The organism is Pseudomonas sp. NY15181 (assembly GCF_048068055.1).
Classification (GTDB): domain Bacteria; phylum Pseudomonadota; class Gammaproteobacteria; order Pseudomonadales; family Pseudomonadaceae; genus Pseudomonas.
This window is the reverse complement of the sequence record NZ_JBLUPT010000003.1, coordinates 143,996-166,502: the sequence shown is the minus strand read 5'-3', so window position 1 is coordinate 166,502 and position 22,507 is coordinate 143,996. Positions and strand designations below refer to the sequence as shown.

The 22,507-nt window shown below is 64.0% G+C and carries 22 protein-coding genes; 11 read left to right on the top strand and 11 right to left on the bottom strand.

Going from position 1 to position 22,507, the window contains the following annotated elements; translation table 11 throughout:
• Positions 1 to 100: 100 nt before the first annotated feature.
• On the bottom strand, positions 101 to 565 hold the full coding sequence (locus ACNFBT_RS09310) for a glycine zipper 2TM domain-containing protein (protein WP_416748610.1): 465 nt from the start codon (positions 563 to 565) through the stop codon (positions 101 to 103).
• Positions 566 to 759: 194 nt separating this feature from the next.
• Between ACNFBT_RS09310 and ACNFBT_RS09305 the strand changes: the two genes are divergently transcribed.
• Positions 760 to 996, top strand: coding sequence for a hypothetical protein (locus ACNFBT_RS09305; protein WP_416748608.1), 237 nt, complete (start codon positions 760 to 762; stop codon positions 994 to 996).
• Here ACNFBT_RS09305 and ACNFBT_RS09300 read toward each other — a convergent pair.
• The 6 genes from ACNFBT_RS09300 to dinG form a co-directional block, all read right to left on the bottom strand.
• Entirely contained in the window at positions 981 to 2,120 is a 1,140-nt protein-coding gene (locus tag ACNFBT_RS09300; protein WP_416748606.1) for a glycerate kinase, read from the bottom strand. The two genes, ACNFBT_RS09305 and ACNFBT_RS09300, sit on opposite strands and share 16 nt — an antisense overlap.
• Positions 2,121 to 2,340: 220 nt before the next feature.
• Positions 2,341 to 2,988 (bottom strand): pyridoxamine 5'-phosphate oxidase, encoded by a 648-nt coding sequence (gene pdxH / locus ACNFBT_RS09295; RefSeq protein ID WP_416748604.1) that lies wholly within the window; start codon positions 2,986 to 2,988, stop codon positions 2,341 to 2,343.
• A gap of 109 nt (positions 2,989 to 3,097) precedes the next feature.
• Positions 3,098 to 3,871, bottom strand: a complete 774-nt coding sequence (locus ACNFBT_RS09290) for an OmpA family protein (RefSeq protein ID WP_416748602.1) — start codon at positions 3,869 to 3,871, stop codon at positions 3,098 to 3,100.
• A gap of 228 nt (positions 3,872 to 4,099) precedes the next feature.
• Positions 4,100 to 5,245 carry a serine hydrolase domain-containing protein gene (locus ACNFBT_RS09285; RefSeq protein ID WP_416748600.1) on the bottom strand — a complete coding sequence of 382 codons (1,146 nt, stop codon included), beginning with the start codon at positions 5,243 to 5,245 and terminating at the stop codon, positions 4,100 to 4,102.
• Between the two features lie 112 nt (positions 5,246 to 5,357).
• Positions 5,358 to 7,634: a beta-galactosidase gene (locus ACNFBT_RS09280; RefSeq protein ID WP_416748598.1), complete on the bottom strand. Its 2,277-nt coding sequence runs from the start codon at positions 7,632 to 7,634 to the stop codon at positions 5,358 to 5,360.
• Positions 7,635 to 7,716: 82 nt separating this feature from the next.
• Entirely contained in the window at positions 7,717 to 9,861 is a 2,145-nt protein-coding gene (gene dinG, locus ACNFBT_RS09275; RefSeq protein WP_416748596.1) for an ATP-dependent DNA helicase DinG, read from the bottom strand.
• A 122-nt stretch (positions 9,862 to 9,983) separates the two neighbouring features.
• Between dinG and ACNFBT_RS09270 the strand changes: the two genes are divergently transcribed.
• Positions 9,984 to 10,448 (top strand): CopD family protein, encoded by a 465-nt coding sequence (locus ACNFBT_RS09270; protein ID WP_331316378.1) that lies wholly within the window; start codon positions 9,984 to 9,986, stop codon positions 10,446 to 10,448.
• A 51-nt stretch (positions 10,449 to 10,499) separates the two neighbouring features.
• On the opposite strand, the gene ACNFBT_RS09265 is transcribed toward ACNFBT_RS09270, so the two are convergent.
• The 3 genes from ACNFBT_RS09265 to ACNFBT_RS09255 form a co-directional block, all read right to left on the bottom strand.
• On the bottom strand, positions 10,500 to 11,264 hold the full coding sequence (locus ACNFBT_RS09265) for a collagen-like protein (protein ID WP_416748594.1): 765 nt from the start codon (positions 11,262 to 11,264) through the stop codon (positions 10,500 to 10,502).
• Entirely contained in the window at positions 11,257 to 11,544 is a 288-nt protein-coding gene (locus ACNFBT_RS09260; protein WP_416748592.1) for a DUF1145 domain-containing protein, read from the bottom strand. The genes ACNFBT_RS09265 and ACNFBT_RS09260 overlap by 8 nt, the downstream gene beginning before the upstream one ends.
• A 120-nt stretch (positions 11,545 to 11,664) precedes the next feature.
• Positions 11,665 to 12,297, bottom strand: a complete 633-nt coding sequence (locus ACNFBT_RS09255; protein ID WP_416748590.1) for an OmpA family protein — start codon at positions 12,295 to 12,297, stop codon at positions 11,665 to 11,667.
• Between the two features lie 141 nt (positions 12,298 to 12,438).
• Between ACNFBT_RS09255 and ACNFBT_RS09250 the strand changes: the two genes are divergently transcribed.
• The 5 genes from ACNFBT_RS09250 (at position 12,439) to ACNFBT_RS09230 (ending at position 17,304) form a co-directional block, all read left to right on the top strand.
• Positions 12,439 to 12,927, top strand: coding sequence for a DUF6231 family protein (locus tag ACNFBT_RS09250; protein WP_416748588.1), 489 nt, complete (start codon positions 12,439 to 12,441; stop codon positions 12,925 to 12,927).
• Between the two features lie 618 nt (positions 12,928 to 13,545).
• Entirely contained in the window at positions 13,546 to 15,042 is a 1,497-nt protein-coding gene (locus ACNFBT_RS09245; protein ID WP_416748587.1) for an amino acid permease, read from the top strand.
• Between the two features lie 180 nt (positions 15,043 to 15,222).
• Positions 15,223 to 15,684, top strand: coding sequence for an Lrp/AsnC family transcriptional regulator (locus tag ACNFBT_RS09240; protein WP_416748585.1), 462 nt, complete (start codon positions 15,223 to 15,225; stop codon positions 15,682 to 15,684).
• Positions 15,685 to 16,037: 353 nt separating this feature from the next.
• Positions 16,038 to 16,511, top strand: a complete 474-nt coding sequence (locus tag ACNFBT_RS09235; RefSeq protein ID WP_416748583.1) for a YchJ family protein — start codon at positions 16,038 to 16,040, stop codon at positions 16,509 to 16,511.
• A 166-nt stretch (positions 16,512 to 16,677) separates the two neighbouring features.
• Positions 16,678 to 17,304 (top strand): trimeric intracellular cation channel family protein, encoded by a 627-nt coding sequence (locus tag ACNFBT_RS09230; protein ID WP_152221280.1) that lies wholly within the window; start codon positions 16,678 to 16,680, stop codon positions 17,302 to 17,304.
• Here ACNFBT_RS09230 and ACNFBT_RS09225 read toward each other — a convergent pair whose 3' ends face one another.
• The gene (locus ACNFBT_RS09225) at positions 17,305 to 17,847 is read right to left on the bottom strand and encodes a hypothetical protein (RefSeq protein ID WP_416748581.1); all 543 of its coding nucleotides are present in this window, start codon (positions 17,845 to 17,847) and stop codon (positions 17,305 to 17,307) included. It abuts the gene before it with no gap.
• A 122-nt stretch (positions 17,848 to 17,969) separates the two neighbouring features.
• On the opposite strand from ACNFBT_RS09225, the gene ACNFBT_RS09220 reads away from it, so the two are divergent.
• The 4 genes from ACNFBT_RS09220 to ACNFBT_RS09205 all read left to right on the top strand — a co-directional run bounded on the left by ACNFBT_RS09220 (position 17,970) and on the right by ACNFBT_RS09205 (position 22,489).
• Entirely contained in the window at positions 17,970 to 18,455 is a 486-nt protein-coding gene (locus ACNFBT_RS09220) for an LEA type 2 family protein (protein ID WP_416748579.1), read from the top strand.
• A gap of 8 nt (positions 18,456 to 18,463) precedes the next feature.
• Complete coding sequence (locus ACNFBT_RS09215; RefSeq protein ID WP_416748577.1) at positions 18,464 to 18,664, top strand: SEC-C metal-binding domain-containing protein; 201 nt, start codon at positions 18,464 to 18,466, stop codon at positions 18,662 to 18,664.
• Positions 18,665 to 18,834: 170 nt separating this feature from the next.
• The gene (locus tag ACNFBT_RS09210) at positions 18,835 to 21,375 is read left to right on the top strand and encodes a penicillin acylase family protein (RefSeq protein WP_416748575.1); all 2,541 of its coding nucleotides are present in this window, start codon (positions 18,835 to 18,837) and stop codon (positions 21,373 to 21,375) included.
• Positions 21,376 to 21,709: 334 nt separating this feature from the next.
• The gene (locus ACNFBT_RS09205; RefSeq protein ID WP_416748574.1) at positions 21,710 to 22,489 is read left to right on the top strand and encodes an ABC transporter substrate-binding protein; all 780 of its coding nucleotides are present in this window, start codon (positions 21,710 to 21,712) and stop codon (positions 22,487 to 22,489) included.
• Positions 22,490 to 22,507 lie beyond the last annotated feature (18 nt).

Genomic DNA, 22,507 nt, shown 5'->3' with positions numbered 1-22,507 from the left:
CGCGCGGAGGAAATCCATCCCCCGAAAACAATAGCGCGCGGCAGCCGAAACGGCTGTCGCGCGCTGGAAGCCGGCTACCCAGGAGCAGCCGGGGGAGAGCTTAGTGGGAAACGCGGCTGGTGCCGTTGACGGTCAGGATGCGCACGCGCTCGCCGACACGGAACACAGCGCCTTCATCGACTTGCTGGACGTAAGCACGGGTGCTGCCGTCGTCTTCACGAACGGTGATTTCCACACCCTGGGTACGGGTCAGGCCTTCCTCGGTAGCGGCACCGAGCAGGCCGCCAGCCACGGCGCCGATGATGGCGGTGACGTAGCTACCCTTGCCACCACCGATGGAGCTGCCGCCGATACCGCCAACGGCGGCGCCGGCAACCGAGCCGATCGGGGTCTTGGTGCCCTCGATCTTCACCGGACGCAGGGCCTGGATGGTACCCATGCGAACGTTCTGCACGGTACGTGCCTCTTCGCGGGTGTAGGTGTCGCCAGTCAGGCTGGACTGGCAACCGCCGAGGGTAAGAGCCAGTGCAGCGAACGTCACGGCGAACAGGGCAGATTTACGCATGTATGAAACCTCCGAATAGGGCTACGAATATTAGACTCCGACGACAGCCCTGCTGTCACGCCAGGCCTTGCAACAAACTCGTTCGGTTCAGCTTTCGTACAGTCTGAGCCAACAAAAGCGAAAATGCCTGTTTCAGCTCAGCTTTATGTGGGCCGACGGATCGGCTAGGGTAGGCGCCCGCACGAGGAGCGCCCATGGATTACTTCATCATCGTCGTCACCACCGCTGCCGGCCTGTACTTCCACTGGTGGATCTACTGGCGCATACGCCGCTGGATGGACCGCGACCTGGCGCTGTCGCTGGCCGGCGACGATCCGGCCAAACGCAGCTACCTGCTGGAGCGCCTGGAAGAGGCCAAACGTCAGCGCGTCAAACGTCGCGACCTGCCGCAGTGGCTGCAACAAGCCGCCGACGATTACCGCGCCGCCTGAGCCAGCGTCCAGAATCGAGCCAGTGCCTCGGCGCGGTTCTCCAGCTCCATTGCGGCCTGCGCACAGGCCTGGGCCAGACTCATTGGCCCCGGCACCAGGCTGAAAGCCGCCTCGATCCCCTCCTCGCGCAACTCGGCCAATCCCTCTCCCAGACAGCCGGCCAGCGCAACCACCGGCACCCCGGCGCGGCGCGCCAGGCGAGCCACCCCGACCGGCGTCTTGCCGTGCAGGCTCTGGCCATCCAGACGGCCTTCCCCGCTGATCACCAGCGCGGCGCCCTGCAGCGCCAGCTCCAGCCCGGACAATTCGGCGACCAGCTCGATCCCCGGACGGAACCGCGCCTTGAGGAAGGCCCGGCTGGCGAACCCCAGTCCCCCTGCCGCGCCGACGCCGGGGAACAGGCTGTGATCCTCGCCCAGCGTGCGCGCGGCCACCTCGGCGAAGTGCCGCAGGGCAGCATCCAGTTGTTCCACCTGCGCCGGACTTGCGCCCTTCTGCGGCCCGAATACCGCCGAGGCACCCTGTGGCCCGCACAGGGGATTGTTCACATCGGCGGCGACTTCGATTTCCACCTGCTGCAAACGCGGATCGAGGCCGGACAGGTCGATCGTCATCAGCGTGCCCAGCGCAGCGCCGCCGGCGCCCAGTTCGGCCCCCTGGGCATCCAGGAAGCGCGCGCCCAGCGCCTGCAGCATGCCGAGCCCGGCATCGTTGGTAGCGCTGCCGCCCAGCCCGAGAATGATCTTCCGCGCGCCGGCCGCGAGCGCCTCGCGCACCAGCTCGCCAGTGCCGCGACTGGTGGTGCGGGTCGCATCGCGCTTGCGTTCCGGCACCCAATGCAGGCCACTGGCGGCAGCCATTTCGATCACCGCAGTGCCGTCCTCCAGCCATCCCCAGTGCGCCGTCACCGGCTGCCCGAGCGGGCCACAGACCCGGCACTCGCGCCGCTCGCCCGGTTTGGCAGCCAGCACGGCGTCCACCGTGCCCTCCCCGCCATCCGCCATCGGCCGCAGCAATACCTCATCGGCCGGGCGCGCGCGCAGCCAACCACGGGCGATGGCCTGGGCAACGTCGGGGGCGGAAAGACTTTCCTTGAAGGAGTCCGGGGCGATGACGACTTTCATGGGCGCGGGTCCGTTGTGCAGTGGATGTAGGCATCCTACACCGCAAGACGAGCTTGCACGGGGACTTGCAGGAGCGGACGCTGTCCGCGATTGCCACGTTGCGAAGAGCATCGCGGACAAAGGGAAATGGCGATGGCGCAGGGCGCCAGGCTCGGGCACCGCGTCGGCGTCGGGATGGGTGTATCGGCGTATAACCGCGAACGGTTATACGCCCTACGGATCAGGGAGCGAGGCGTTCGCGCACCCAGGCGCCGTTTTCGACGCGGAAGTTGAGGCGGTCGTGCAGGCGGCTCGGACGGCCCTGCCAGAACTCGATGCGGCTCGGCAGCAAGCGATAGCCACCCCAGAACTCAGGACAGGTCGGCGCCGATTCGGCGAAGCGCCTTTCGGTTTCCGCGAGCAACTGCTCCAACTCGCCGCGACCGTCGATCACCCGGCTCTGCGGCGAGGCCCAGGCGCCGAGTCGACTGCCCAGCGGGCGCACCCGGTAATAGGCGGCGGATTCTTCGTTGGACACCTTCTCGACCTGCCCCTCGATGCGCACCTGGCGTTCCAGGGCCGGCCAGAAGAAGGTCATGGCCGCGCGCGGGTTTTCACCCAGCTGCTGCCCCTTGGCACTCTCGTAGTTGCTGAAGAAGGTGAAGCCGCGCTCATCCAGGCCCTTGAGCAGGAGCACCCGGCAATGCGGCTGGCCCTGGGCGTCCACGGTGGCGAGCATCATCGCGTTGGGTTCGACCGGCAGTTGCTCGGTCTTCACAGCGTCCTCGAACCACTGGTGGAACAGACTGAACGGCTCATCGGGAGCCTGGGACTCGTTCAGTCCGTCACGGGTGTATTCGCGGCGCATATCGGCCAGGGTCTGGGCCATCGGAAGTCTCCTCGGAACGAAGGCCCTAAGCTTATCCAGAGTTGCGCCTTTGCGCTTGATCCACGACAAGCGACATTCCGCCCGGAATGCCGCTTTCGCGAGAAGGGGATCAGTTCTTCTGCGCCAGCGCCAGCAGGCTGGTGCGCTGGGTCAGCAGCACTTCGACACGGCGGTTCAGCGCGCGCCCCTCGGCGCTGCCGTTGTCGGCGCGCGGCAGGCTCGAACCGACGCCCTTCAGGCGCAGGCGGTCGGCGCCCAGGCCGCTCAAGCGGAAGATCGACGACACCGCCTGGGCTCGCTGCAGGCTGACCTTGTCATTGAGCGCCTTGTCGCCCGAGCTGTCGCTGTGGCCCAGCACCAGCACGCCGCTTTCCGGATCGTTCTGCAGCATCTTCGCCACATTGCCCAGCGGGCCTAGGGTGATGGGCAGCAGCAGCTCGGGACGCTTGGGGTTGAACGAGCTGTCCACCGGCGCGATCAGCACCAGCGCATTTTCGCGACGCTCAATGGTGAATTTGCTGCCGGCCACTGCGGTACGCAGGGCCTGTTCATGCTGGTCCAGCCACTCCTTGCTGACTTGCAGGCTCTGCGGTTTCGCGCCTTTGTCAGCGGCGGCCTGGCTATCGCCAGCGCCGAACGGCCACCACCAGTGGCCGCCAGGCTGCTGGCTGGCAGCTTCGGCAACCTTGGGCGCCTCGACAGGCTTTTTCTCCGCCGCCGGGGCCGCGGCAGTCGCCTCGCCCTCGACGCCGAACGGCCACCACCAATGGCTGCTGCCGGCAGCGGGCGCGGCGGCACTGCCCTCCTTGTCCTTGGCCTGGAACTGACTGCAAGCCGAGAGGCCGATGCAAAGGGCGAGCGTGGAGAACTTCAGCACTTTCATGGGAGCAATACCATCGGTTGGAGCACGAAGGGAGACAGGAGCACGGCAGGCAAATGGCGGCGCCCTGACTTCAACAATCAGCTTAGAAATTGAGCATAACTTACTCAGTTGGAACGAGATTCTAACCTCGAACTGACGAGCGGCAGCTGAACGAAAGCTGTACGGAAACTGAAGCAGACAGACGCCCTTTCGAAGCCCTGGCGGGAAGAAGGTTCCTCCCGTCCGTCGCTACAGGCATTCGCCGACGATGCGCGCCAGGCGCTGCGCACGCGGGTCCATCAGGACGTAGGGGCCAAGGGTGTTGGTGACGAAACCGAACGCCAGCTCACGCTCGGGGTCGGCGAAGCCGATGGAGCCACCGGCCCCCGGATGGCCGAAGGCACGCGGGCCCAGGCCGTAGGTGGCGTTCGCTACGTCCGGCTGGTCAAGCATGGTGCCCAGGCCGAAGCGCGTGCTGGTCAGCAGGGTCCGATCCTCGCCCAGCGCATGCTCCCGGGTCAGTTCGGCCAGCAGCGCCTGGTCCAGCAGCTTGCCCTGCAGCAGGCCGCTGTAGAACCCCGCCAGCGAGCGCGCATTGCCGTGGCCATTTGCCGCCGGCTGCTGCATGCGCCGCCACTCGGGCTTGTTGGTGCTGGTCAGCACCGACGGCGGATTGGTGAAGGCTCGGGTGGAGAGCGCAGTCGGCTCCGTCATCATGGTCTTGAGCAGGCGCTGGGCCGCGGCATCGCCCAGGTTGCCCTTGCCACGGGCGATGTGCGCCACACGGTGGAATTCGGCGTCATCCAGGCCGATATGGAAATCGAGGCCCAGCGGTTCGGCCGTGCGCGCAACGATGGCGGTGCCCGGCTCGCGCCCGTCCACGCGGCGGATCACCTCGCCCACCAGCCAGCCGTAGGTGATGGGGGCATAACCGTGCTCGGCGCCCGGCGTCCACCAGGGCGTCTCGGCAGCCAGCGCGGCGGTCATGGTCGACCAGTCATAGAGCGCCTCCGGCGACAGCGGCTCGCGGATCGCCGGCAGGCCGGCACGGTGGCAAAGCAATTGGCGTACGGTGATGGCCTGTTTGCCGGCCTGGGCGAACTCCGGCCAGTAGCGCGACACCGGGGCGTCGAGTTCCAGCTTGCCCTCCCCAACCAGTTGCAACGCGGCGACGGCGGCGAAGGTCTTGGTACAGGAAAACAGGTTCAGGAGGGTGTCGGACTGCCAGTCCTGCCCCGGCTCCTTGCCCGCGCTGCCAGCCCACAGGTCGACCAGCGTCTCGCCGCCAACCTGAATGCACAACGCCGCACCGCGCTCCTGCGGGTCTTCGAACAGGGCGCTGAAGGCATCGGCAACGGGGGTGAAACGGTGGTCGCAATGGCCGTGCAGGGTCATCGGAATCTCCAGTGGACGGGGCAGGAACGAAGGGGCGGAGACACCATTCTTCCAGTGCCCTCCGCCCCTGTGAACCCCGCTAAAGGCGGGTATCGGTCCTACGAATGCCGAGTCATTGGCTGTCGGCCTGTTCCTCTTCGGCGCCGCTGTCGTTCACCGGCAGGGGCTTGGGCTCCGGCGCGGTTTTGGCCGCCGCACGGGCCTGCTCGTCGATGGCCTTGAGCGCCTGCTGGTTGGCCTTGCGCACCGCGTCGACGAAGCCGGTGAACGGCAGGTCGGTGATGCCGACCAGACCGATGTGGCCGTTTTCGCCGTCGAGCAGGCGGCCAGCCACCGGCTGGTCCAGGTACTGGAACCAGTGTGCGCCGACCACATTCGGCGCCTTCACCGCTTCGGCGAGGAAGCGCTGGTACGCCTCGCCGCGCTGCTGCTCGTTGTACACCTCGGCCACGCCGCCCCAGAACGGCCCGCGATCGCGGGAGCCGAAGTGGAACTCGGTGATCAGCACCGGCTTGTCCAGGCTGTTCAGGTAGGCCGCGTCGTAGCCCTGGTGCGGCAGCGGCACGTAGAGGTTGAAGCTGAGCAGGTCGCAGTACTGCGCGCAGGACGCCAGCGCTTCCGGGGTGCTGACGGCGAAACGCGGACCGAGCAGCAGGTGGTTCGGCGCGTGCCACTGAAGCGCATCCTTGAGGGTCTTGAAGTACTGGTCGGCATACAGGCGCAGGAAGGCGCTGTAGTCCTGGGCGATGGCCAGGTGCGCCTCGCTCGGCTGCGGCGCCTGGAAGCCGGGGGCGTCGAGGTCCTCCCAGGCGGCAATGGGAACGCCCCAGGCTTCGGCGAGCGCTTCGTGATCCTTGTACTTGTCCTTCAACTGCTTGATGAAGGCGCGCTTGGCCGGACTGTCGGTGGACAGTTTCAGCGCGCCGAAGGCCAGCGCGTAGTGCGACTGCGCATCGTCGCCGCGACCGGCCCAGGCCAGCTCGTTGTCGGCGTAGTAGCCGAGCAGCCAGGCATCTTCACGATGGTCGCGGGCGGCGATGGCGATGGCGCGCTCGGCGGCCATGGCAAAACGCGGATCGAAGGGATCGGGCATGGCGCCCCACCAGTCGTAGCCGGTGCTGACGGTGGCGTAATCGCCACTGACCGACAGCGGCACGCTGTACGGCATGCGCGGTTCCGCGGCGAAGGCCGGATCGCTCCAGTCGCCCAGGGAGTTGAAGCCCCAGGCGCCGAGGCGCTGCAGGGTGCGTTCACGCCAGGCGGCCGCGGCGGCATCGCCGGTCAGCCCGCCGTCGGCGCGGAAGCGGTTGGCGGCATAGAAGTCATACCAGCGGCCATTGCCGAAGGCGCGGCCCTGCTGGGCGCCGACACCGCTGCGATCGTCGCTCTGGCCGAAGAAGGCCGCCAGCGGGTCACCGTCCTTGGGCAGGCTGGAGAACATGTACTCACGGCCTTCGACGTAGGTCTGGCTGCTGTCGGCGTTCACCGCGTTGACGCCCAGGGACCAGAAGGAATGCCCCTCGGGCGTCACCAGCCACCAGCGGCCGTTGCGCTTTTCGGTGCGGAAGAACCCGGTGCCTTCGAAGGCCGGGCCGTCCAGCAGGCCACCAAAGGCATCGCGCCCCGCCGCCGGCTGCCATTTCTTCAGTTGCTCGCCTTCAGCCTTCCAGGCACTGGCGAGCTGCTCGGCGCTTTTCACCTTCTCCGGCCAGTCGCCACGGCTGGCCTGGCCGAAGCCATCGACGATGCCCGTATAGGCCTTGCGCCACTGGTCACCGTCGGCGTAGGTACCGAAACGGCCCAACAGGATGTCCTGCGCGGCCTTGGGTGAGTTCAGATAGAGCTTCACCGCGCCGACCTGGCTGCGGTTCAACTCGCCAGTCACCTTGCTGGCCAGCAGCAGGCGCTGGCCGTCCTGGGTGACGGGCATGGGTACGCCGGCGCGCATGCCGAAGTCTTCCGGCGAGGTGGCGCGCAGCGGGATCAGCAGCGTCTGCGCCGGACCGGGCGGCAGCGCGATGCTGGCGTGCAGGCCCGGCGCACCGGCGACACCTTCGATCGCCACTTCCAGGGTGATGGCCCAGTCCATGGCGTTCTGGATGCGCAGGCTCACGCTGTCAGCCTGTGACCAGTCCCAGCTGCCGCTGGACGGCGCCAGGCTCAGGGTCGGCTGCGGCGCCGGGTTGAAGTTCACCCGGCGCAGGATCTCGCCCTCGGGCGTGGCTTCGGCGGTGGCGCTGGGCAGGTCGGTGTTCTGCGTGGTGACCGTGACGACGGCCATGGGCTTGACGAAGTTGAACAGGGTTTCATTGCCGCCGGCCGCCCAGGCCGGGGCGCTGGCGATCGCCAGACTGAGCAGCAATGGCAGGTGCCAACGCATCGATGTCATGTGTACTTGTCCTTGAAACTCGCCCGCCGGCCGGCGGGCGCTCGTTTGACAGCAAGTGCGGGATTACGATCCCGCACACGACTCAAGCGATTTCGCGGCGGAACGGCGGCAGCGCATTAAGAATGGCCTTGCCATAGCGCTGCGTCACCACGCGGCGGTCGAGCAGCGTGATGGTGCCGCGATCCTGCTCGGTGCGCAGCAGGCGGCCGCAGGCCTGGACCAGGCGCAGCGAGGCGTCGGGCACGGCGATCTCCATGAAGGGATTGCCGCCGCGCGCCTCGATCCATTCCGACAACGCCGCTTCCACCGGATCGTCCGGCACGGCGAAGGGAATCTTGGCGATCACCACGTGTTCGCAGTAAGCGCCCGGCAGGTCCACGCCCTCGGCGAAGCTGGCGAGGCCGAACAGCACGCTCGGCTCGCCGTCGTCGACGCGGGAGCGGTGCTTGTTCAGGGTCTCCTGCTTGGACAGGTTGCCCTGGATCAGCACGCGCTTGCGCCAGTCGCGCTCCAGGCCATCGAACACTTCCTGCATCTGTTTGCGCGAGGCGAACAGCACCAGCGAGCCGCGCGAGCCCTCGACCATCGCCGGCAGCTCGCGAATGATGGCGGCGGTGTGGGCGGCCGCGTCACGCGGGTCGGCCTTGAGATCGGGCACCCGCAGCACACCGGCATCGGCGTGATGGAAGGGGCTTGGCACCACGGCGGTGACCGCCGAGCGCGGCAGGCCGGCGCGCATGCGATAGCGGTCGAAGGTGCCCAGCGCGGTGAGGGTTGCCGAGGTCACCAGCACGCCGTAGGCCACGTTCCAAAGATTTCGGCGCAGGGTCTCGGCGGCGAGGATCGGGCTGGCGTTGGCCTCGATGTCGTAGAAGGTGCCGCTCTCGGCCAGGGTCAGCCAGCGCGCCATGGGCGGGCTGTCTTCCGGGTCCTCGCAGGTGAAGGCGGTCCACAGTTCCCAGTTGCCCTGGGCACGGGACAGCAGGCTGCCGAACAGCGGGTACCACTCTTCGGCCTGGTAGCTGGCGACGCCGACGCTGCCCTCCCCGTCCATCGCTTCCTTCAGCAATTCGGTGAGGCGGGTGAAGAGGTCGGTGAGCTTGGAGAAGCCCTTCTTCAGTTCGATGCCCATCTCGCGGATGTGCTCGGGGATCACCCCGCCCTCGAAGCGATGGCGCGGCCGCTCGCGGCCTTCCATGTCTTCGCCGGCGCGGAAATCGCCGATCTCCTCGCAGGCGGTGAACATGAACTGCTGGTGCGTGCGCAGCTCGCGGGCCAACTCCGGCACCTGCTCGATCAGGCGGCCGAGGTCGCCGGGCAACGGATTCTGCGCCAGCAGCTTGGTCAGGTTCTTGTCCACCTGCGCCAACCAGTCTGCAGTGGCGCGCAGGCGGGTGAAGTGGGCGAAGTGGCCGATGGCCTTGTCCGGCAGGTGGTGGCCCTCGTCGAACACATAGATGGTGTCGCGCGGGTCCGGCAGGATCGCGCCGCCGCCCAGGGCCAGGTCCGCCAGCACCAGGTCATGGTTGGTGACGATCACGTCGACCTTGGTCATGCCTTCGCGCGCCTTGTAGAACGCGCACTGCTGGAAGTTCGGGCAATGGCGGTTGGTGCACTGGCTGTGGTCGGTGGTGACCTGCGACCAGTGCGCGTCCTCGATGGCCTCGGGCCAGGAGTCGCGGTCGCCGTCCCAGCGGTTGCCTGCCAGGCGCTCGATCATCTGGTTGAACAGCTTGCTCGATGTCTCGTCCACGTCGAGACGGAAGCCTTCCTCCTCGAACAGCTGGGCGGTGGCGCTCTGCGCCTGGCCCTCCTGCAGCAGGTGGTCGAGCTTGGACAGGCACATGTAGCGCCCGCGTCCCTTGGCCAGGGCGAAGCTGAAGGAAAGGCCGCTGTTGCGCAGCAGGTCGGGCAGGTCCTTGTGGACGATCTGCTCCTGCAGGGCGACGGTGGCGGTGGCGACCACCAGGCGCTTGCCGGCGGCCTTGGCGCAGGCGATGGCGGCGAGGCTGTAGGCGACTGTCTTGCCGGTGCCGGTGCCGGCTTCCACGGCGACCACGGCGGCATCGCCCAGGCGATGGCCTTCCTCGTCGCTGGCGATGGTCCCCAGGACCTTGGCCACTTCGGCGATCATCAGGCGCTGGCCGTAGCGCGGCTTGAGTTCCTTGGCCTCGAGGAAGCGCGAGTAGGCGCCCTGGATCGTGGCCTTGAGTTCGGTGCTGAGCATGGACTTCCCGGGCCCCGGAGCGCGCCTTGCGGACACATCCGGATGCTGGATAAATTTTCAGTAGTTCGATGGGGCGGCTATGATAGCGCGACTGACCACAACCGCCAGCGGAGATCGTCCGAATGACACCCTTTGCCCCCGTCTATGCCCTGCACGTCCTGGCCGCCCTGGTCTGGGTCGGCGGCATGTTCTTCGCCTGGATGGTGCTGCGCCCGGCCGCCGTCGCCGCGCTGGAGCCACCGGCCCGACTGAAGCTTTGGCTGGAAGTATTTCCGCGCTTCTTCCGCTGGGTGTGGGCGGCGGTGATCCTGCTGCCGGTGACCGGTGTGGGCATGCTGCACCTGAGCTTCAACGGCATGGCCGGCGCGCCGCGCTACGTGCAGGTGATGATGGGGCTGTATGTGGCGATGCTCGCGCTGTTCCTGCGCATCCAGGCCTTGCAGCTGCCGGAGCTGCGCCGCGCGGTGGAAGCGCAGGACTGGCCGGCCGGCGGTGCCGCGCTGGGCAAGATCCGCAAGACCGTGGGCCTGAACCTGCTGATCGGCATGGCGCTGGTGGCTTTCGTGGCCGCGCGCCCGCACTGGTAAATCGACGAGCCCGCCCGGTTGCCGGGCGGGCCTTTACTCAAGAACGACAGCTCAGAAGCGCTGCACTTCCAGGCGGCCTTCGCTTCCCTTCGGGCCTTCAGCGCCGCCTTTGCCATCCGCGCCCGGCCCTTCGCCGGATACCGAATAGAACCAGCAACCCTTCTCGCTACTGCGCGGGCCAGCCTTGCCGGGCTTGCCACCTGCCCCACCGGCACCGCCTTCCAGGCGCACTTTCACCCGTTTGACGTCGAACTGCTCCGGCACCTCCAGGCGCACCGTGCCGCCGGCCGCACCGGAACGGCCATCGGCGCCATTCTGACCGTCACCGGCGGGCTTGCCGCTGCCCCACAGGCAACCGGAAGTCTGTGCACTGCCGCCATCCAGGCCGTCATAGCCCGGCGCACCAACGCCGCCGCGAACATCGATCAGCAGGTTTTCCACCTGCACGTCCTGCAGACGCAGTACCAGGTTACGACCGCCGCTGGCCGGCTTATCGAAGCTACCGGAGCTGCCCTGCGCTGCGATAACACTGCCATCGGCCAGGTTGCCGTGCCGCACTTCGATCTGCAGCGCATCGCCGCCGGGGAACACACCCAGGCGCGCATTCTTCGCCAGGTCCAGTTCGCCGATCTTCAGCACCTTCACCTGCGACGGAATCAACAGCGCGCCCTCCGCGCCGACGCTGATGCGATCCAGGCTCAGGCTGTCGCCCTTCACCGGCAGGCGCAGCACGGTATTGGGCTGGACCGAGACGTTTCCGGCGGCCGAACACACCAGCGGCGCGAACAGCGCCAGGCCCAGCAACGACTTACGCATGGGTATCTCCTTCTACTTTCGCGGATGCCGGCTGCGGCAAAGTGGCGAAATGGAACACGCCGAACAGCAGTATCTGCAGACGGTCCATCCGCGGATGAGGACGGCCGCTCAGGCGCTTGCGCAGCGCCACGACTTCAATGATGTGGACCAGCAGGATCAGCACGCCCGCCACATTGAGCAAGGTGCCGAAGGGATGAGCAAAGGACAGGAACAGATTGGCCAGCACCGCCAGCCAGAACAACAGGGCAATCAACTTGCCCAGGCCCAACAACGCTTTCATGAAATGCCCCCGTTTCTTCTTTGCCGGGAACATACCCTGCCGCCCAAAGCGATGCCAGTGGCAGGCCACTATGACAAAGGGGGCCAGATGGCCCCCTTTGCGTACTTCGTCACGCCTGGATCATTGGCGCTTGATCTTGATTTCCACGCGACGGTTCTCGGCGCGGCCTTCCTTGGTCTTGTTGTCGGCGACCGGCTGGCTCTCGCCGTAGCCTTCCACCGACTTGATGCTGCTGGCCGGAACGCCCGCATCCACCAGATAGTTCGCCACCGCGTGGGCGCGGCGCTCGGACAGTTTCTGGTTGTAGGCATCTTTGCCGACGCTGTCGGTGTGACCCGCAATGTTCAGCTCGGTGGTCGCCGCTTCGCCTTTCAGGCGGGAGGCGATTTCGTTGAGCTTGTCCTTGTCCTGCGCATCGACCTTCGACGAGTCGAAGGCGAAGTGCAGATCGCGCACGACGATGGTCTCTTCCTTGGGCAACGGCGCCGGAGCGGGTTCCGGAGCCGGAGCGGGCGGCGGAACCTCAGCCACTTGTTCCCCTGCGCCATGCACCCAGCAGTAGGATGCCCCCAGCACACCACCAATCAAGGCACCCCAGCCGGCCCAGGTGCTGTTCTCGATGGAACCCAGGCCAGCACCGCCGACACCGCCAACCACGGCGCACGTCGGCCAATCGGACTTCTGCAACCCTGCGCAGCCGGTGAGCAACGTGCTGACCAGCAGCAGGGGTAAAGCGGTCCTTGTGATACTCATAAATTCATCTCTCCTCTAATGATCGGGTCTTGACCGACACTTACGCAGTAAAGACGGCACTGGAAGAATGCGCCAGCACTAGGCCACGGGGGTGTCACACGCTAGTCTTCGTCCATTCATCATCGCCTTCGACGAAACCCCATGATTTCATCACGCACACCGCAACAAGCTCTCGCCGCCCTGCTCGACCGCTATGCACCGCAGCGCCTGCTGCTGGTGGGCGCCAGCCAGATTCCCGCGGTGGAGGCCTTCTGCGCGGCGCATCCGGATTGCGAGCTGTTCCACGCCCCCGCCGGCACGCTGCCGGCGGACATCGCCGCGCACCGCTACGACCTGGCACTGCTCGCCGACTGCCTGGAACATCTGCCACGGCGCGAGGCGCAGCAACTGGTGGGGGGTATCCGCAACCTCAACAGCAGCAAGGTTGCCGTGCTAGTCGACCTCGACGCCGCGCAGGCGCAGGACACCGACTTCTATGCACTGGCCATGCAGGCCAGCGAACGCTTCCAGCGCGATTCGCAGGTGCTCACCCTGTTCACCTACGATCTGCACGAATACAAGCAGGTCCCGGACTGGCTCAACGCCAAGTTCTGGGCCAACCCAGAGAATTTCGGGAAGTACTGGTGGTAAACCCATGAACATCAAGGGCTTACCTCACATTGACCGACCTCAACGCCATGCCCGAGCAGGGCCAAGCGTCACCTGCCTGTAGCCAACACTGTCACCAGCCCCGGCAAAGACTGTCGGTCTGGCACTACCGCCGCTCAGGAATCTACTACCTGAGGGCCGCCCTCGGGCTGCTCCTCGCGTAGCTTCACGCTCTCCCTCCGCTCCACCGATACGCCGACCGCAGCGCCGTTCTCCAAGGTCATCTTCGGAGTAACACTGACTGCTCATGGCACCTCGTGATGGGCCTCATTATGGGGCTTAGAGATGGCTATGCGACCAAGGAAACCTCGTCATTATGATCAACACCATCATCAAAATGACGAAAATCGCATCAAAACGCTGCATATTGCGTCTTCTTTATGAACCCTACCAATTTTAGAATTCATTAGGTGAGCCCAATTTGATGGCGTACTCCATGCCAGCGGCCGCCTAATAGCTCACTGCCTTACATGCACCCGCCGCCCTCCCGGCGCAGGCGGAATTATAATAAATCCAATAATGACTTTTAATAATGACCAAACCAAATTCAAGTATCCAACCAAAACCCGATCCTGACTACCTGAAGCAGGAGACGGGAAAATGACCAAACCAAAAAACACCCTGAAACGAACACTATCAACACGCCACCTAAATATGATCGCCATAGGTGGCTCAATTGGCACAGGGCTATTTGTAGCAACAGGTGCTTCTATTGCCAGTTCGGGTCCCGGGGGAACCCTCCTAGCGTACGCATTGATCGGGGTAATGGTTTACTTCCTGATGACCAGTCTTGGCGAAATGGCCGCGTACATGCCTGTCGCCGGCTCATTCAGCACTTACGGAAGCAAATTTGTTGAGAGCGGCTTCGGATTTGCACTAGGCTGGAACTATTGGTTTAACTGGGCCGTGACTATCGCCGCCGAACTTGTAGCCGCTCAGCTAGTTATGAAGTTCTGGTTCCCAGACACTCCTGGAATTTATTGGAGCGGCGCTTTCCTAGCAATAATATTCTTGCTAAATTTCGTATCAGTACGCTGCTTTGGTGAAAGCGAGTTCTGGTTCGCACTGATTAAAGTCTTAGTGGTAATCGTATTCATCATTATAGGATTAGCCACTATTTTTGGATTGATGCACGGAATAGAATCACCTGGATTTAAAAACTTCACAACTGGCGACGCACCGTTCGCAGGCGGCTTCCAAGCCCTGGTTGGAGTTGTAATGATTGCCGGCTTCTCGTTTCAAGGCACGGAAATCGTAGGCGTTGCTGCAGCAGAATCCAAAAATCCCAGTAAAAACGTACCTATTGCTGTCCGCCAAGTATTCTGGCGCATCACGTTATTCTATATTCTTGCAATCTTCGTGATTGGAGCACTGATCCCATACACTGATCCAAGTCTATTACGCAACGAAACGACGGACATTAGCGTTTCCCCATTCACCTTGCTTTTCGAACGTGCCGGTTTTGCATCAGCAGCTGCGCTAATGAACGCCGTCATCCTAACCGCCATTCTCTCGGCAGGTAACTCAGGAATGTATGCATCTACCCGCATGCTCCATAGTCTTGCCGAACAGGGTAAAGCGCCTAAGATTTTCTCTAAAATCTCGCGCAATGGGGTGCCACGCAATGCACTTTATGCAACCACGTTGATCGGCGCACTTTGCTTCCTGACGTCCGTATTTGGCGATAAATTCATATACAATGCACTACTCAACACTTCGGGCATGTGCGGATTCATTGCATGGCTGGGGATTGCCGTCTCTCATTATCGCTTTCGAAAAGGCTTCCTTGCTCAAGGAGGACGCTTGGAAGAACTGCCTTATCGAGCCACTCTCTTCCCATTTGGCCCGCTGTTTGCCTTTAGCCTCTGCATGATAATTGTTCTTGGCCAGAACTATAGCGCACTCATCGGCGAGCATATCGACTGGAGCGGCCTCGTAGCCACCTATATTAGCCTACCACTATTCCTTGCAGTCTGGATTGGTTATCGAATCAAGCACGGCACTCGACTGGTAAATTATAATGAAATGGATGTAGAGGGAAATCGGGTAGACGAACCCCTACCCTTACAAGCACATCTACAACTAAGCCATCGCTAGACTGCCAAGCGCTAATACTGACGAAAACCTGGGCGCTGTGTTACGTGATCACAGCAGCGCCCAGACAGTAATTCAACATCCGCGGCGCAGCCCACAAATATTCTCATATATTCAATAATCAAACGTAACCGGCAAAAACAATACATACCTGTGTATTTTCAAACATGAGACTGACCACCTATGTCCGAATTGCGTCCGGCCACCCTTGATGAGATTGACCTTCAACTCATTGCAGCCCTGAAGATAAACGCCCGTGAAACCGTGGCTGTCCTTGCCCGAACTTTAGGCATCGCCCGCACAACTGTTAACTCGCGACTATCCAAACTTGAAAGTACCAAAATCATCACTGGATATGGAGTTCGCCTAGGACAGCAGCTGCTTGATGGTGGTTTGCAAGCTTACGTTGGAATCACCGTCCACTCGCGGTCAGGGAAGGATGTCGTAAAGCGACTAAGTGCAATGTCAGAGGTAGAACAACTGTGTGCTGTTAGCGGCGAGTTCGACTATGTCGCCTGGTTACGTTCAAACTCGCCTGAGTGCCTTGATAAGATTTTAGATCAAATTGGAAGTCTAGAAGGCGTTGCAAAGACCACCACCTCCATTATCCTCAGCAGTAAAATTGATCGCGGGCATCCTCTTTGATCTGTTTCTTCGGAATTGTAAATAGCTTTACAAAACCGCCTCCTTACCAATACAACTGCTTCTGACCATATTCTTCCGGTCATGCCTCCCGGACTAGTTCCATCGACGCTTCTGGTTACAGCGCTCCCATCGCGAAGATCGCCAAAGCGATTTCGAAAGCTCACACGGGCTGAGCTCCCTCGGACGGCCCTACGGGTCCCTTGAGCTCCTCGCGAACCGTCACCAATGGTGTAACCTTCGTGTCACCAGAACACTTTGAGGACCGCCATGAAGCCCGCTACGCTTGGCCTGCAGCCACCTACGTCCCAGCTCTGGGCCAAATCGGAAAACTTCGGAAAGTACTGGCGGTGACCATGACCGAACCGACCTGCCCCTGCGGCAGCGGTCGTCCACTGACCGAGTGCTGCAGACGCTTCCATGCAGGCGATGCGGCGCCCACCGCCGAAGCCCTGATGCGCTCGCGCTACAGCGCCTATGCCCTGGGCCTGGTGGACTATCTGAAGGACACCACCCTGCCCGCCCAGCAGCAGGGCCTGGACCTGGACGCCATCCGCGCCTGGAGCCTGGGCAGCACCTGGCTGGGCCTGGAGGTGGAGAGCCACGAGGTGCTTGGCGGCCAGCCGGAACATGCGCGGGTCACCTTCGTCGCCCGCTGGCACGACAGCCAGGGCGAGCACAGCCACCGCGAATGCTCGGGCTTCGTCCAGCGCGATGGCCGCTGGTACTTCCTCGACCCGACCGTGCCGATGAAGCTGGGGCGCAACGATCCCTGCCCCTGCGGCGCCGGCGGCAAGCTGAAGAAATGCTGCGGCCCCTGGATCGAATGATGGAGTGCAGGGGGTAGAGCCGTTGGCGGTCGTGCGTCCAATGCCTCGGCCCCGACTAAGGTGTGAAGGCGCCCCACTTGGGGCCGGCAGACGTCTCGGCTAGAATCCGCGCCTTTTTCGGGGCGGCGGCCGTTCGCCGCACCGATAACCCCTGCCGGACCTCGCCATGCTGCTGACCGTTCTCTACATCATCGCCATCACCGCCGAAGCCATGACCGGCGCGCTCTCCGCCGGCCGCCGCAGCATGGACCTGTTCGGCGTGGTGCTGGTGGCCTGCGTCACCGCCCTGGGTGGCGGTTCGGTGCGCGACATGCTGCTGGGGCACTATCCGCTGACCTGGGTGCGCCATCCGGAGTACCTGGCACTCACCGCGGCCGCCGCCCTGGTCACCGTGTTCATCGCCCCACTGATGCGTCACCTGCGCTCGCTGTTCCTCGCGCTGGACGCCGTGGGCCTGGTGGCCTTCACCCTGATCGGCTGCCAGGTCAGCCTGGAGATGGGCCACAGCCTGCTGATCGCCGCGGTCAGTGGCGTGATCACCGGGGTCTTCGGCGGCATCCTGCGGGACATCTTCTGCAACGACGTGCCGCTGATCTTCCGCCGCGAGCTGTACGCCAGCGTCTCCTTCGCCAGCGCCTGGTGCTACCTGATCTGCCTGCAGATCGACCTGCCCAAGGAACAGGCCATGCTGATCACCCTGTTCGCCGGCTTCCTGTTCCGCATGCTGGCGATCCGCTTCCGCTGGGAAATGCCCAAGTTCGTCTACAAGGACGATCCCCAGCAGGGCGACTGATCAGTCCGCCAGCTTGAGATGACTGGTGTCCGGTGCGGGGCCTGCCGGCGCCGCCTTGGCCTGGCCCATGTCGCTGCCGACCGGCGCCAGGCTGAACTGGCTGAGGTCCACGCGCGGAGCCTGGGCTTCGGGCTTGTCGTCCTGCAGGTCGGCGCCCACCGGTGCGAGGCCGAAATCCAGCGCCTCGACCTCGGCGAACGCCGCCATGTATCCGTCGCGCGGCGCGACTTGCAGGCGCCCCGGCGGCGCCGTCGCAGCAGGCTGCTGGGGATCGGCGGACGGCGGCGGCGCCAGCTCGATCTCCTCGATCGGCGCATCCATGTCCACCACCTCGACGATGGCGCCGGCGCGCTCGATCACACTGCGGTACTTCTCCGCCGCCTCGGCATCCAGATTGTTCTTGATCACCATGCGCCGGCCGGAGAACAGCAATTCGATACGCTGCGCATCGGCCTGGAACAGCCTGGCCAGGTTGGCCTTCACACTGTCGAGCTGGACACCGGGCACGATCCGGCCCGAGAAGGCGATCTCATAGCGGCTCATCATCACTCTCCTGTGTTAACCCGCCGGTTACATTCCGCCAGTATGGTGCAGCTTCTTTTAACGTAACAACAACTTGCAGCCGAGCAGGTGCTTGGTACACTGGGGCATCCTGGGGGTCAGACATGAATTATCAGGCGCAAATGATAAGAATTCTCAGCCTGTTCTGGTTGTTCAGCCTCGTGTCAGGTTGCAGCTGGATTGCAGGTGATTTCGAGCAACCCGACGTGAAGCTGCAAAAGGTGGACGTCGTGAAGGCTCGCTTGCTGGAGCAGGAGTTCATCCTGCATTTCCGCATCGACAACCCCAATGACTTCAGCCTCCCCGTGCGCGGCCTGGCCTACAAGGTCAAACTGAATGATGTCGACCTGGCCGAGGGCGAGTCGAATAACTGGTTCACAGTCCCCGCCAATGGCTATGAAACCTTCGAAGTGCCGGTGACCACCAACCTCTGGCGGCACATGAAGTACATCGTCAAGCTGCTGGAGAACCCCGACAAGCCGATCCACTACAGCCTCACCGGCGAAGTGAAGACCGGCCTGCTGTTCGGACGGAGCGTGCACATTGCGCGCAATGGCGAGATAATTCCCGCCGATTTCATCCCCGAGTGAGCGTCACCATGAGCCAGGAACCCCACGTACACGGTCCGAACTGCAATCACGACCATGATCATGACCACCACCATGACCATGGCCACGTGCACGGCCCGCACTGCAACCACAGCCACGAGCCGGTGCGTAACCCGCTCAAGGACGTAGGTCGCAACGACCCTTGCCCGTGCGGCAGCGGTAGCAAATTCAAGAAGTGTCACGGCGCCTGAAGCAGGTCCTGACGCTCCCGTAGAAGGCCCGCCCAGCGCGGGCCTTCTGCTGTCCGCCCCAACTAATTGCCAGCCGCTGCAAATCCCGCCGTGCGCGGCTTGCGTGCCCATCGTCGGCTCACTAACGTAGCGCCTTTCCACGCGACCCTTTTGTGCAGGAGCACACCCCCATGGCCCCGCGAGCCTTCCGCCGGCTTCCCAGCTTCGGCCTTGCCGCCACCCTCAGCGCCGCCGTCAGCCTCGCTGGCTGCCAGAACTGGCTGAACGACCACTACGCCGACAGCGTGACGCCGACCACCGGTGTGCAGCCGATCAAGGGCCTGGCGGACAACGTATCGATTCGCCGCAACAGCCTGGGGATGCCGCTGATCGAGAGCAGCACCTTCCACGACGCGCTGTTCACCCTGGGCTACGTGCACGCCAGCGACCGCATCAGCCAGATGGTCGGCCTGCGCCTGATGGCCCAGGGACGCCTGTCGGAAATGGTCGGCCCCGGCGCACTGGAAACTGACCGTTTCATGCGTACGGTGAACCTGAAGAAGGCCGCGGACGCCCTCTATGCCGGCGCCTCGCCGCGCCTCAAGCGCTTCTTCGAGACCTACGCGCGCGGCGTCAACGCCTACCTGTTCCGCTACCGCGACAAGCTGCCGATGGACCTGGCCGAATCCGGCTACCGTCCCGAGTACTGGAAGCCGGAAGACTCCGCGCTGGTCTTCAGCCTGCTGAACTTCGGCCTGGCGGTGAACCTGCAGGAAGAGATCGCCTCGCTGGTACTGGCGCAGAAAGTCGGCGCCGACAAATTGCCCTGGCTGACGCCGATCTACCCGGACGAGCCGCTGCCGTTCGAAGAAGCCGAGAAGCTCAAGGGCCTGCGCCTGGACGGCAGGATCGCCGGCCTCGACGCGCTGGACCGCGCCGCCGGCCAGGTCGCCGCCCTACAGATGATGGGCGTCGCCGCGTCCAACAACTGGGCCATCGCCCCGCAGCGCAGCCGCAGCGGCAAGAGCATCCTGGCCAACGACACCCACCTGCCGCTGTCCATGCCCTCGGTTTGGAACTACGTGCAGATTCGCTCACCCAAGTACAACGCCGCCGGCGTCTCCATCGCCGGCGTACCGGGCGTGGTGGCCGGCTTCAACGGCAAGCTGGCCTGGGGCATGACCATGGTCATGGGCGACAACCAGGACCTCTTCCTCGAACAGGTGAAGCGCCAGGGCGGCAAGCTCTACTACCTCGCCGACGGCCAGTGGAAACCCGCCATCGAGCGCAACGAGACCTTCTTCATCAAGGGCCAGAGCCCGGTCCGCGAGGTCATCTACGAAACCCGCCACGGCCCGCTGCTCAACAGCGCCCTGGGCGAGCGCAAGCACGACCTGCAACCGCTGCCGCTGTCCAGCGGCTACGGCATCGCCTACCAGAGCATCCAGGGCGAGTCCGACCGTACCCTCGACGCCTTCTTCGACCTGTCCCGCGCCAAGAGCGTCGAGCAGGCCTTCGACGCCACCCGCGACGTCCGCGCGATGGCGCTGAACATCCTGTTCGCCGATGAGAAGCACATCGGCTGGCAGGTCACCGGGCGCTTCCCCAACCGCAAGGAAGGTCGCGGCCTGCTGCCCTCCCCCGGCTGGGACGGCCGCTACGACTGGGACGGCTATGCCGATCCGATCCTGCACCCGTCCGACCAGGACCCGGCACAGGGCTGGCTCGGCACCGCCAACCACCGCAGCGTGCAGCCCGGCTATGGCGCCCAGCTGTCCAGCTCCTGGTACTACCCGGAGCGCTACGAGCGCATCGCCCAGCTGGCCGGCGCCAGCAAGAGCCACGACTACCGCAGCATGATCGCCATGCAGTATGACCAGACCACGCCCTTCGCCGGCAAGCTGCAGTCGATGCTGGACGCGCCGGGCATGGCGCAGCCGCTGAAGAAGGCCATCGACGCGCTGCCCGCCGACCAGCGTGACCGCGCCCGCGAGGCGCTGGACCGGATCATGGCGTTCGACGGCAAGCTTGCTGCGACCTCCTCCGACGCGGCCCTGTACGAAGCCTTCCTGCAGGAAAGCACCAAACAGATCTTCCTCGATGAACTGGGCCCCGAAGACAGCCCGGCCTGGAAAGCCTTCGTGGAGAACGCCAACCTGTCCTACTCGGCCCAGGCCGACCACCTGCTGGGACGCGACGACAGCCCGTTCTGGGACGACACCCGCACCCCGCAGAAGGAAGACAAACCGGCGATCCTCGCCCGCAGCCTGGCCGCCGCCACCGCCTTCTGCGAACAGAAGCTGGGCAGCGACCGCCGCGCCTGGCAGTGGGGCAAGCTGCACACCTACGAGTGGGTCAGCGACAGCACCAAGATGGCGCCGAACCTCAGTGCCGGCGAGCGCGCCAGCCTGAGCGCGATCAAGGGCTACCTGGACCGCGGCCCCTACCCGGCCGGCGGCGACCACACCACTCTGAACGTCTCGGCCTACCACTGGGGACAGGACTTCGACACCTGGCTGATCCCGGCCATGCGCATCGTCGTCGACTTCGGCCAGAGCGAGCCGATGATGGGCCTCAACAGCAGCGGCCAGTCCGGCAACCCGGCCAGCCCGCACTACGCCGACGGCATCGATGCCTGGCTGAAAGGCAACTACATGAGCTTCCCCTTCCAGTCGCAGAACCTGGACAGGGTCTATGGCACGAAGCGTCTGACACTGGTGCCAGGCAAATGACCGACTGAAAAATGCTCCGGGGCCGGGAACTTGTGTCCCGCTCCGGAATCAAAACAGTCGACTTACTCCATGATCATTTTCAGGCACCTTCGGGTGCCTTTCTTTTTTCTGCCGCGCACCACCTCGTTACCCGACGCCTCACTCCCTCGCCCCAACCAGGTGCGCACGCCTGGGTTGCCGCTGCTATACCTTTTTGCAGGACGCGTCCGTCAGCCTTCTCCTATCGCTGGCGTCCGCCGCTCCGTGCCTGGTTCGAAAATTGCTCTCCTTGCGCTGTTGCACAGGTGTTCCCGTTATTTCCACCTGCTTGACCAACCTCTAAGGATTCCATTCGATGAAAAAAGCCTGGTTGACCCTCTCCGCCCTGGTCCTGATGGCCAGCGCCGGCGCCCTGCAAGCCAAGGAGTGGAAAGAAATCCGCTTCGCCACCGACCCTTCCTACGCGCCCTTCGAATCCAAGGCCCCGGACGGTAGCCTGGTCGGCTTCGACATCGACCTGGGCAACGCCATCTGCGAACACCTGAAGGTCAAGTGCGTGTGGATGCCCAACGACTTCGACGGCATGATCCCCGGCCTGAAAGCGCGCAAGTTCGACGGCGTGATTTCCTCGATGACCGTCACTGAAGCGCGCAAGAAGGAAATCGACTTCACCGAGAAACTCTTCACCGGCCCGTCGGCGATGATCAGCAAGAAAGGCTCGGGCCTGGAAGCCACCGCCGAGTCGCTCAAGGGCAAGACCGTGGGCGTGGAGCAAGGCACCATTCAGGAGACTTTCGCCAAGACCAAGCTGGAGCCGGCCGGGGTCAACGTGAAGAGCTACCAGAACCAGGATCAGGTCTACTCCGACCTGGTGTCCGGCCGCCTGGACGCCTCTCTGCAGGACATGCTGCAGGCCGAGCAGGGCTTCCTCACCACCGACCAGGGCAAGGGCTACGAAATCAGCAAGCCGGTGCACGACCCGCTGATGCCGGCGGACATCGCCATCGGCATCCGCAAGGGTAACGACGAACTGCGCGACATGCTGAACAAGGGCATCAAGGCCATCCACGCCGACGGCACCTACGACAAGTTGCAGAAGAAATACTTCGGCGACCTCGACATCTACAACGACTGACCCCCGAGCGCGCCCGCC

Excerpts from the sequence above, each read along its gene's own strand:
- ACNFBT_RS09310 (WP_416748610.1), bottom strand. The coding sequence starts at position 565 with ATGCGTAAATCTGCCCTGTTCGCCGTGACGTTCGCTGCACTGGCTCTT.
- ACNFBT_RS09305 (WP_416748608.1), top strand. The coding sequence starts at position 760 with ATGGATTACTTCATCATCGTCGTCACCACCGCTGCCGGCCTGTACTTC.
- ACNFBT_RS09300 (WP_416748606.1), bottom strand. The coding sequence starts at position 2,120 with ATGAAAGTCGTCATCGCCCCGGACTCCTTCAAGGAAAGTCTTTCCGCC.
- pdxH (WP_416748604.1), bottom strand. The coding sequence starts at position 2,988 with ATGGCCCAGACCCTGGCCGATATGCGCCGCGAATACACCCGTGACGGA.
- ACNFBT_RS09290 (WP_416748602.1), bottom strand. The coding sequence starts at position 3,871 with ATGAAAGTGCTGAAGTTCTCCACGCTCGCCCTTTGCATCGGCCTCTCG.
- ACNFBT_RS09285 (WP_416748600.1), bottom strand. The coding sequence starts at position 5,245 with ATGACCCTGCACGGCCATTGCGACCACCGTTTCACCCCCGTTGCCGAT.
- ACNFBT_RS09280 (WP_416748598.1), bottom strand. The coding sequence starts at position 7,634 with ATGACATCGATGCGTTGGCACCTGCCATTGCTGCTCAGTCTGGCGATC.
- dinG (WP_416748596.1), bottom strand. The coding sequence starts at position 9,861 with ATGCTCAGCACCGAACTCAAGGCCACGATCCAGGGCGCCTACTCGCGC.
- ACNFBT_RS09270 (WP_331316378.1), top strand. The coding sequence starts at position 9,984 with ATGACACCCTTTGCCCCCGTCTATGCCCTGCACGTCCTGGCCGCCCTG.
- ACNFBT_RS09265 (WP_416748594.1), bottom strand. The coding sequence starts at position 11,264 with ATGCGTAAGTCGTTGCTGGGCCTGGCGCTGTTCGCGCCGCTGGTGTGT.
- ACNFBT_RS09260 (WP_416748592.1), bottom strand. The coding sequence starts at position 11,544 with ATGAAAGCGTTGTTGGGCCTGGGCAAGTTGATTGCCCTGTTGTTCTGG.
- ACNFBT_RS09255 (WP_416748590.1), bottom strand. The coding sequence starts at position 12,297 with ATGAGTATCACAAGGACCGCTTTACCCCTGCTGCTGGTCAGCACGTTG.
- ACNFBT_RS09250 (WP_416748588.1), top strand. The coding sequence starts at position 12,439 with ATGATTTCATCACGCACACCGCAACAAGCTCTCGCCGCCCTGCTCGAC.
- ACNFBT_RS09245 (WP_416748587.1), top strand. The coding sequence starts at position 13,546 with ATGACCAAACCAAAAAACACCCTGAAACGAACACTATCAACACGCCAC.
- ACNFBT_RS09240 (WP_416748585.1), top strand. The coding sequence starts at position 15,223 with ATGTCCGAATTGCGTCCGGCCACCCTTGATGAGATTGACCTTCAACTC.
- ACNFBT_RS09235 (WP_416748583.1), top strand. The coding sequence starts at position 16,038 with ATGACCGAACCGACCTGCCCCTGCGGCAGCGGTCGTCCACTGACCGAG.
- ACNFBT_RS09230 (WP_152221280.1), top strand. The coding sequence starts at position 16,678 with ATGCTGCTGACCGTTCTCTACATCATCGCCATCACCGCCGAAGCCATG.
- ACNFBT_RS09225 (WP_416748581.1), bottom strand. The coding sequence starts at position 17,847 with ATGAGCCGCTATGAGATCGCCTTCTCGGGCCGGATCGTGCCCGGTGTC.
- ACNFBT_RS09220 (WP_416748579.1), top strand. The coding sequence starts at position 17,970 with ATGAATTATCAGGCGCAAATGATAAGAATTCTCAGCCTGTTCTGGTTG.
- ACNFBT_RS09215 (WP_416748577.1), top strand. The coding sequence starts at position 18,464 with ATGAGCCAGGAACCCCACGTACACGGTCCGAACTGCAATCACGACCAT.
- ACNFBT_RS09210 (WP_416748575.1), top strand. The coding sequence starts at position 18,835 with ATGGCCCCGCGAGCCTTCCGCCGGCTTCCCAGCTTCGGCCTTGCCGCC.
- ACNFBT_RS09205 (WP_416748574.1), top strand. The coding sequence starts at position 21,710 with ATGAAAAAAGCCTGGTTGACCCTCTCCGCCCTGGTCCTGATGGCCAGC.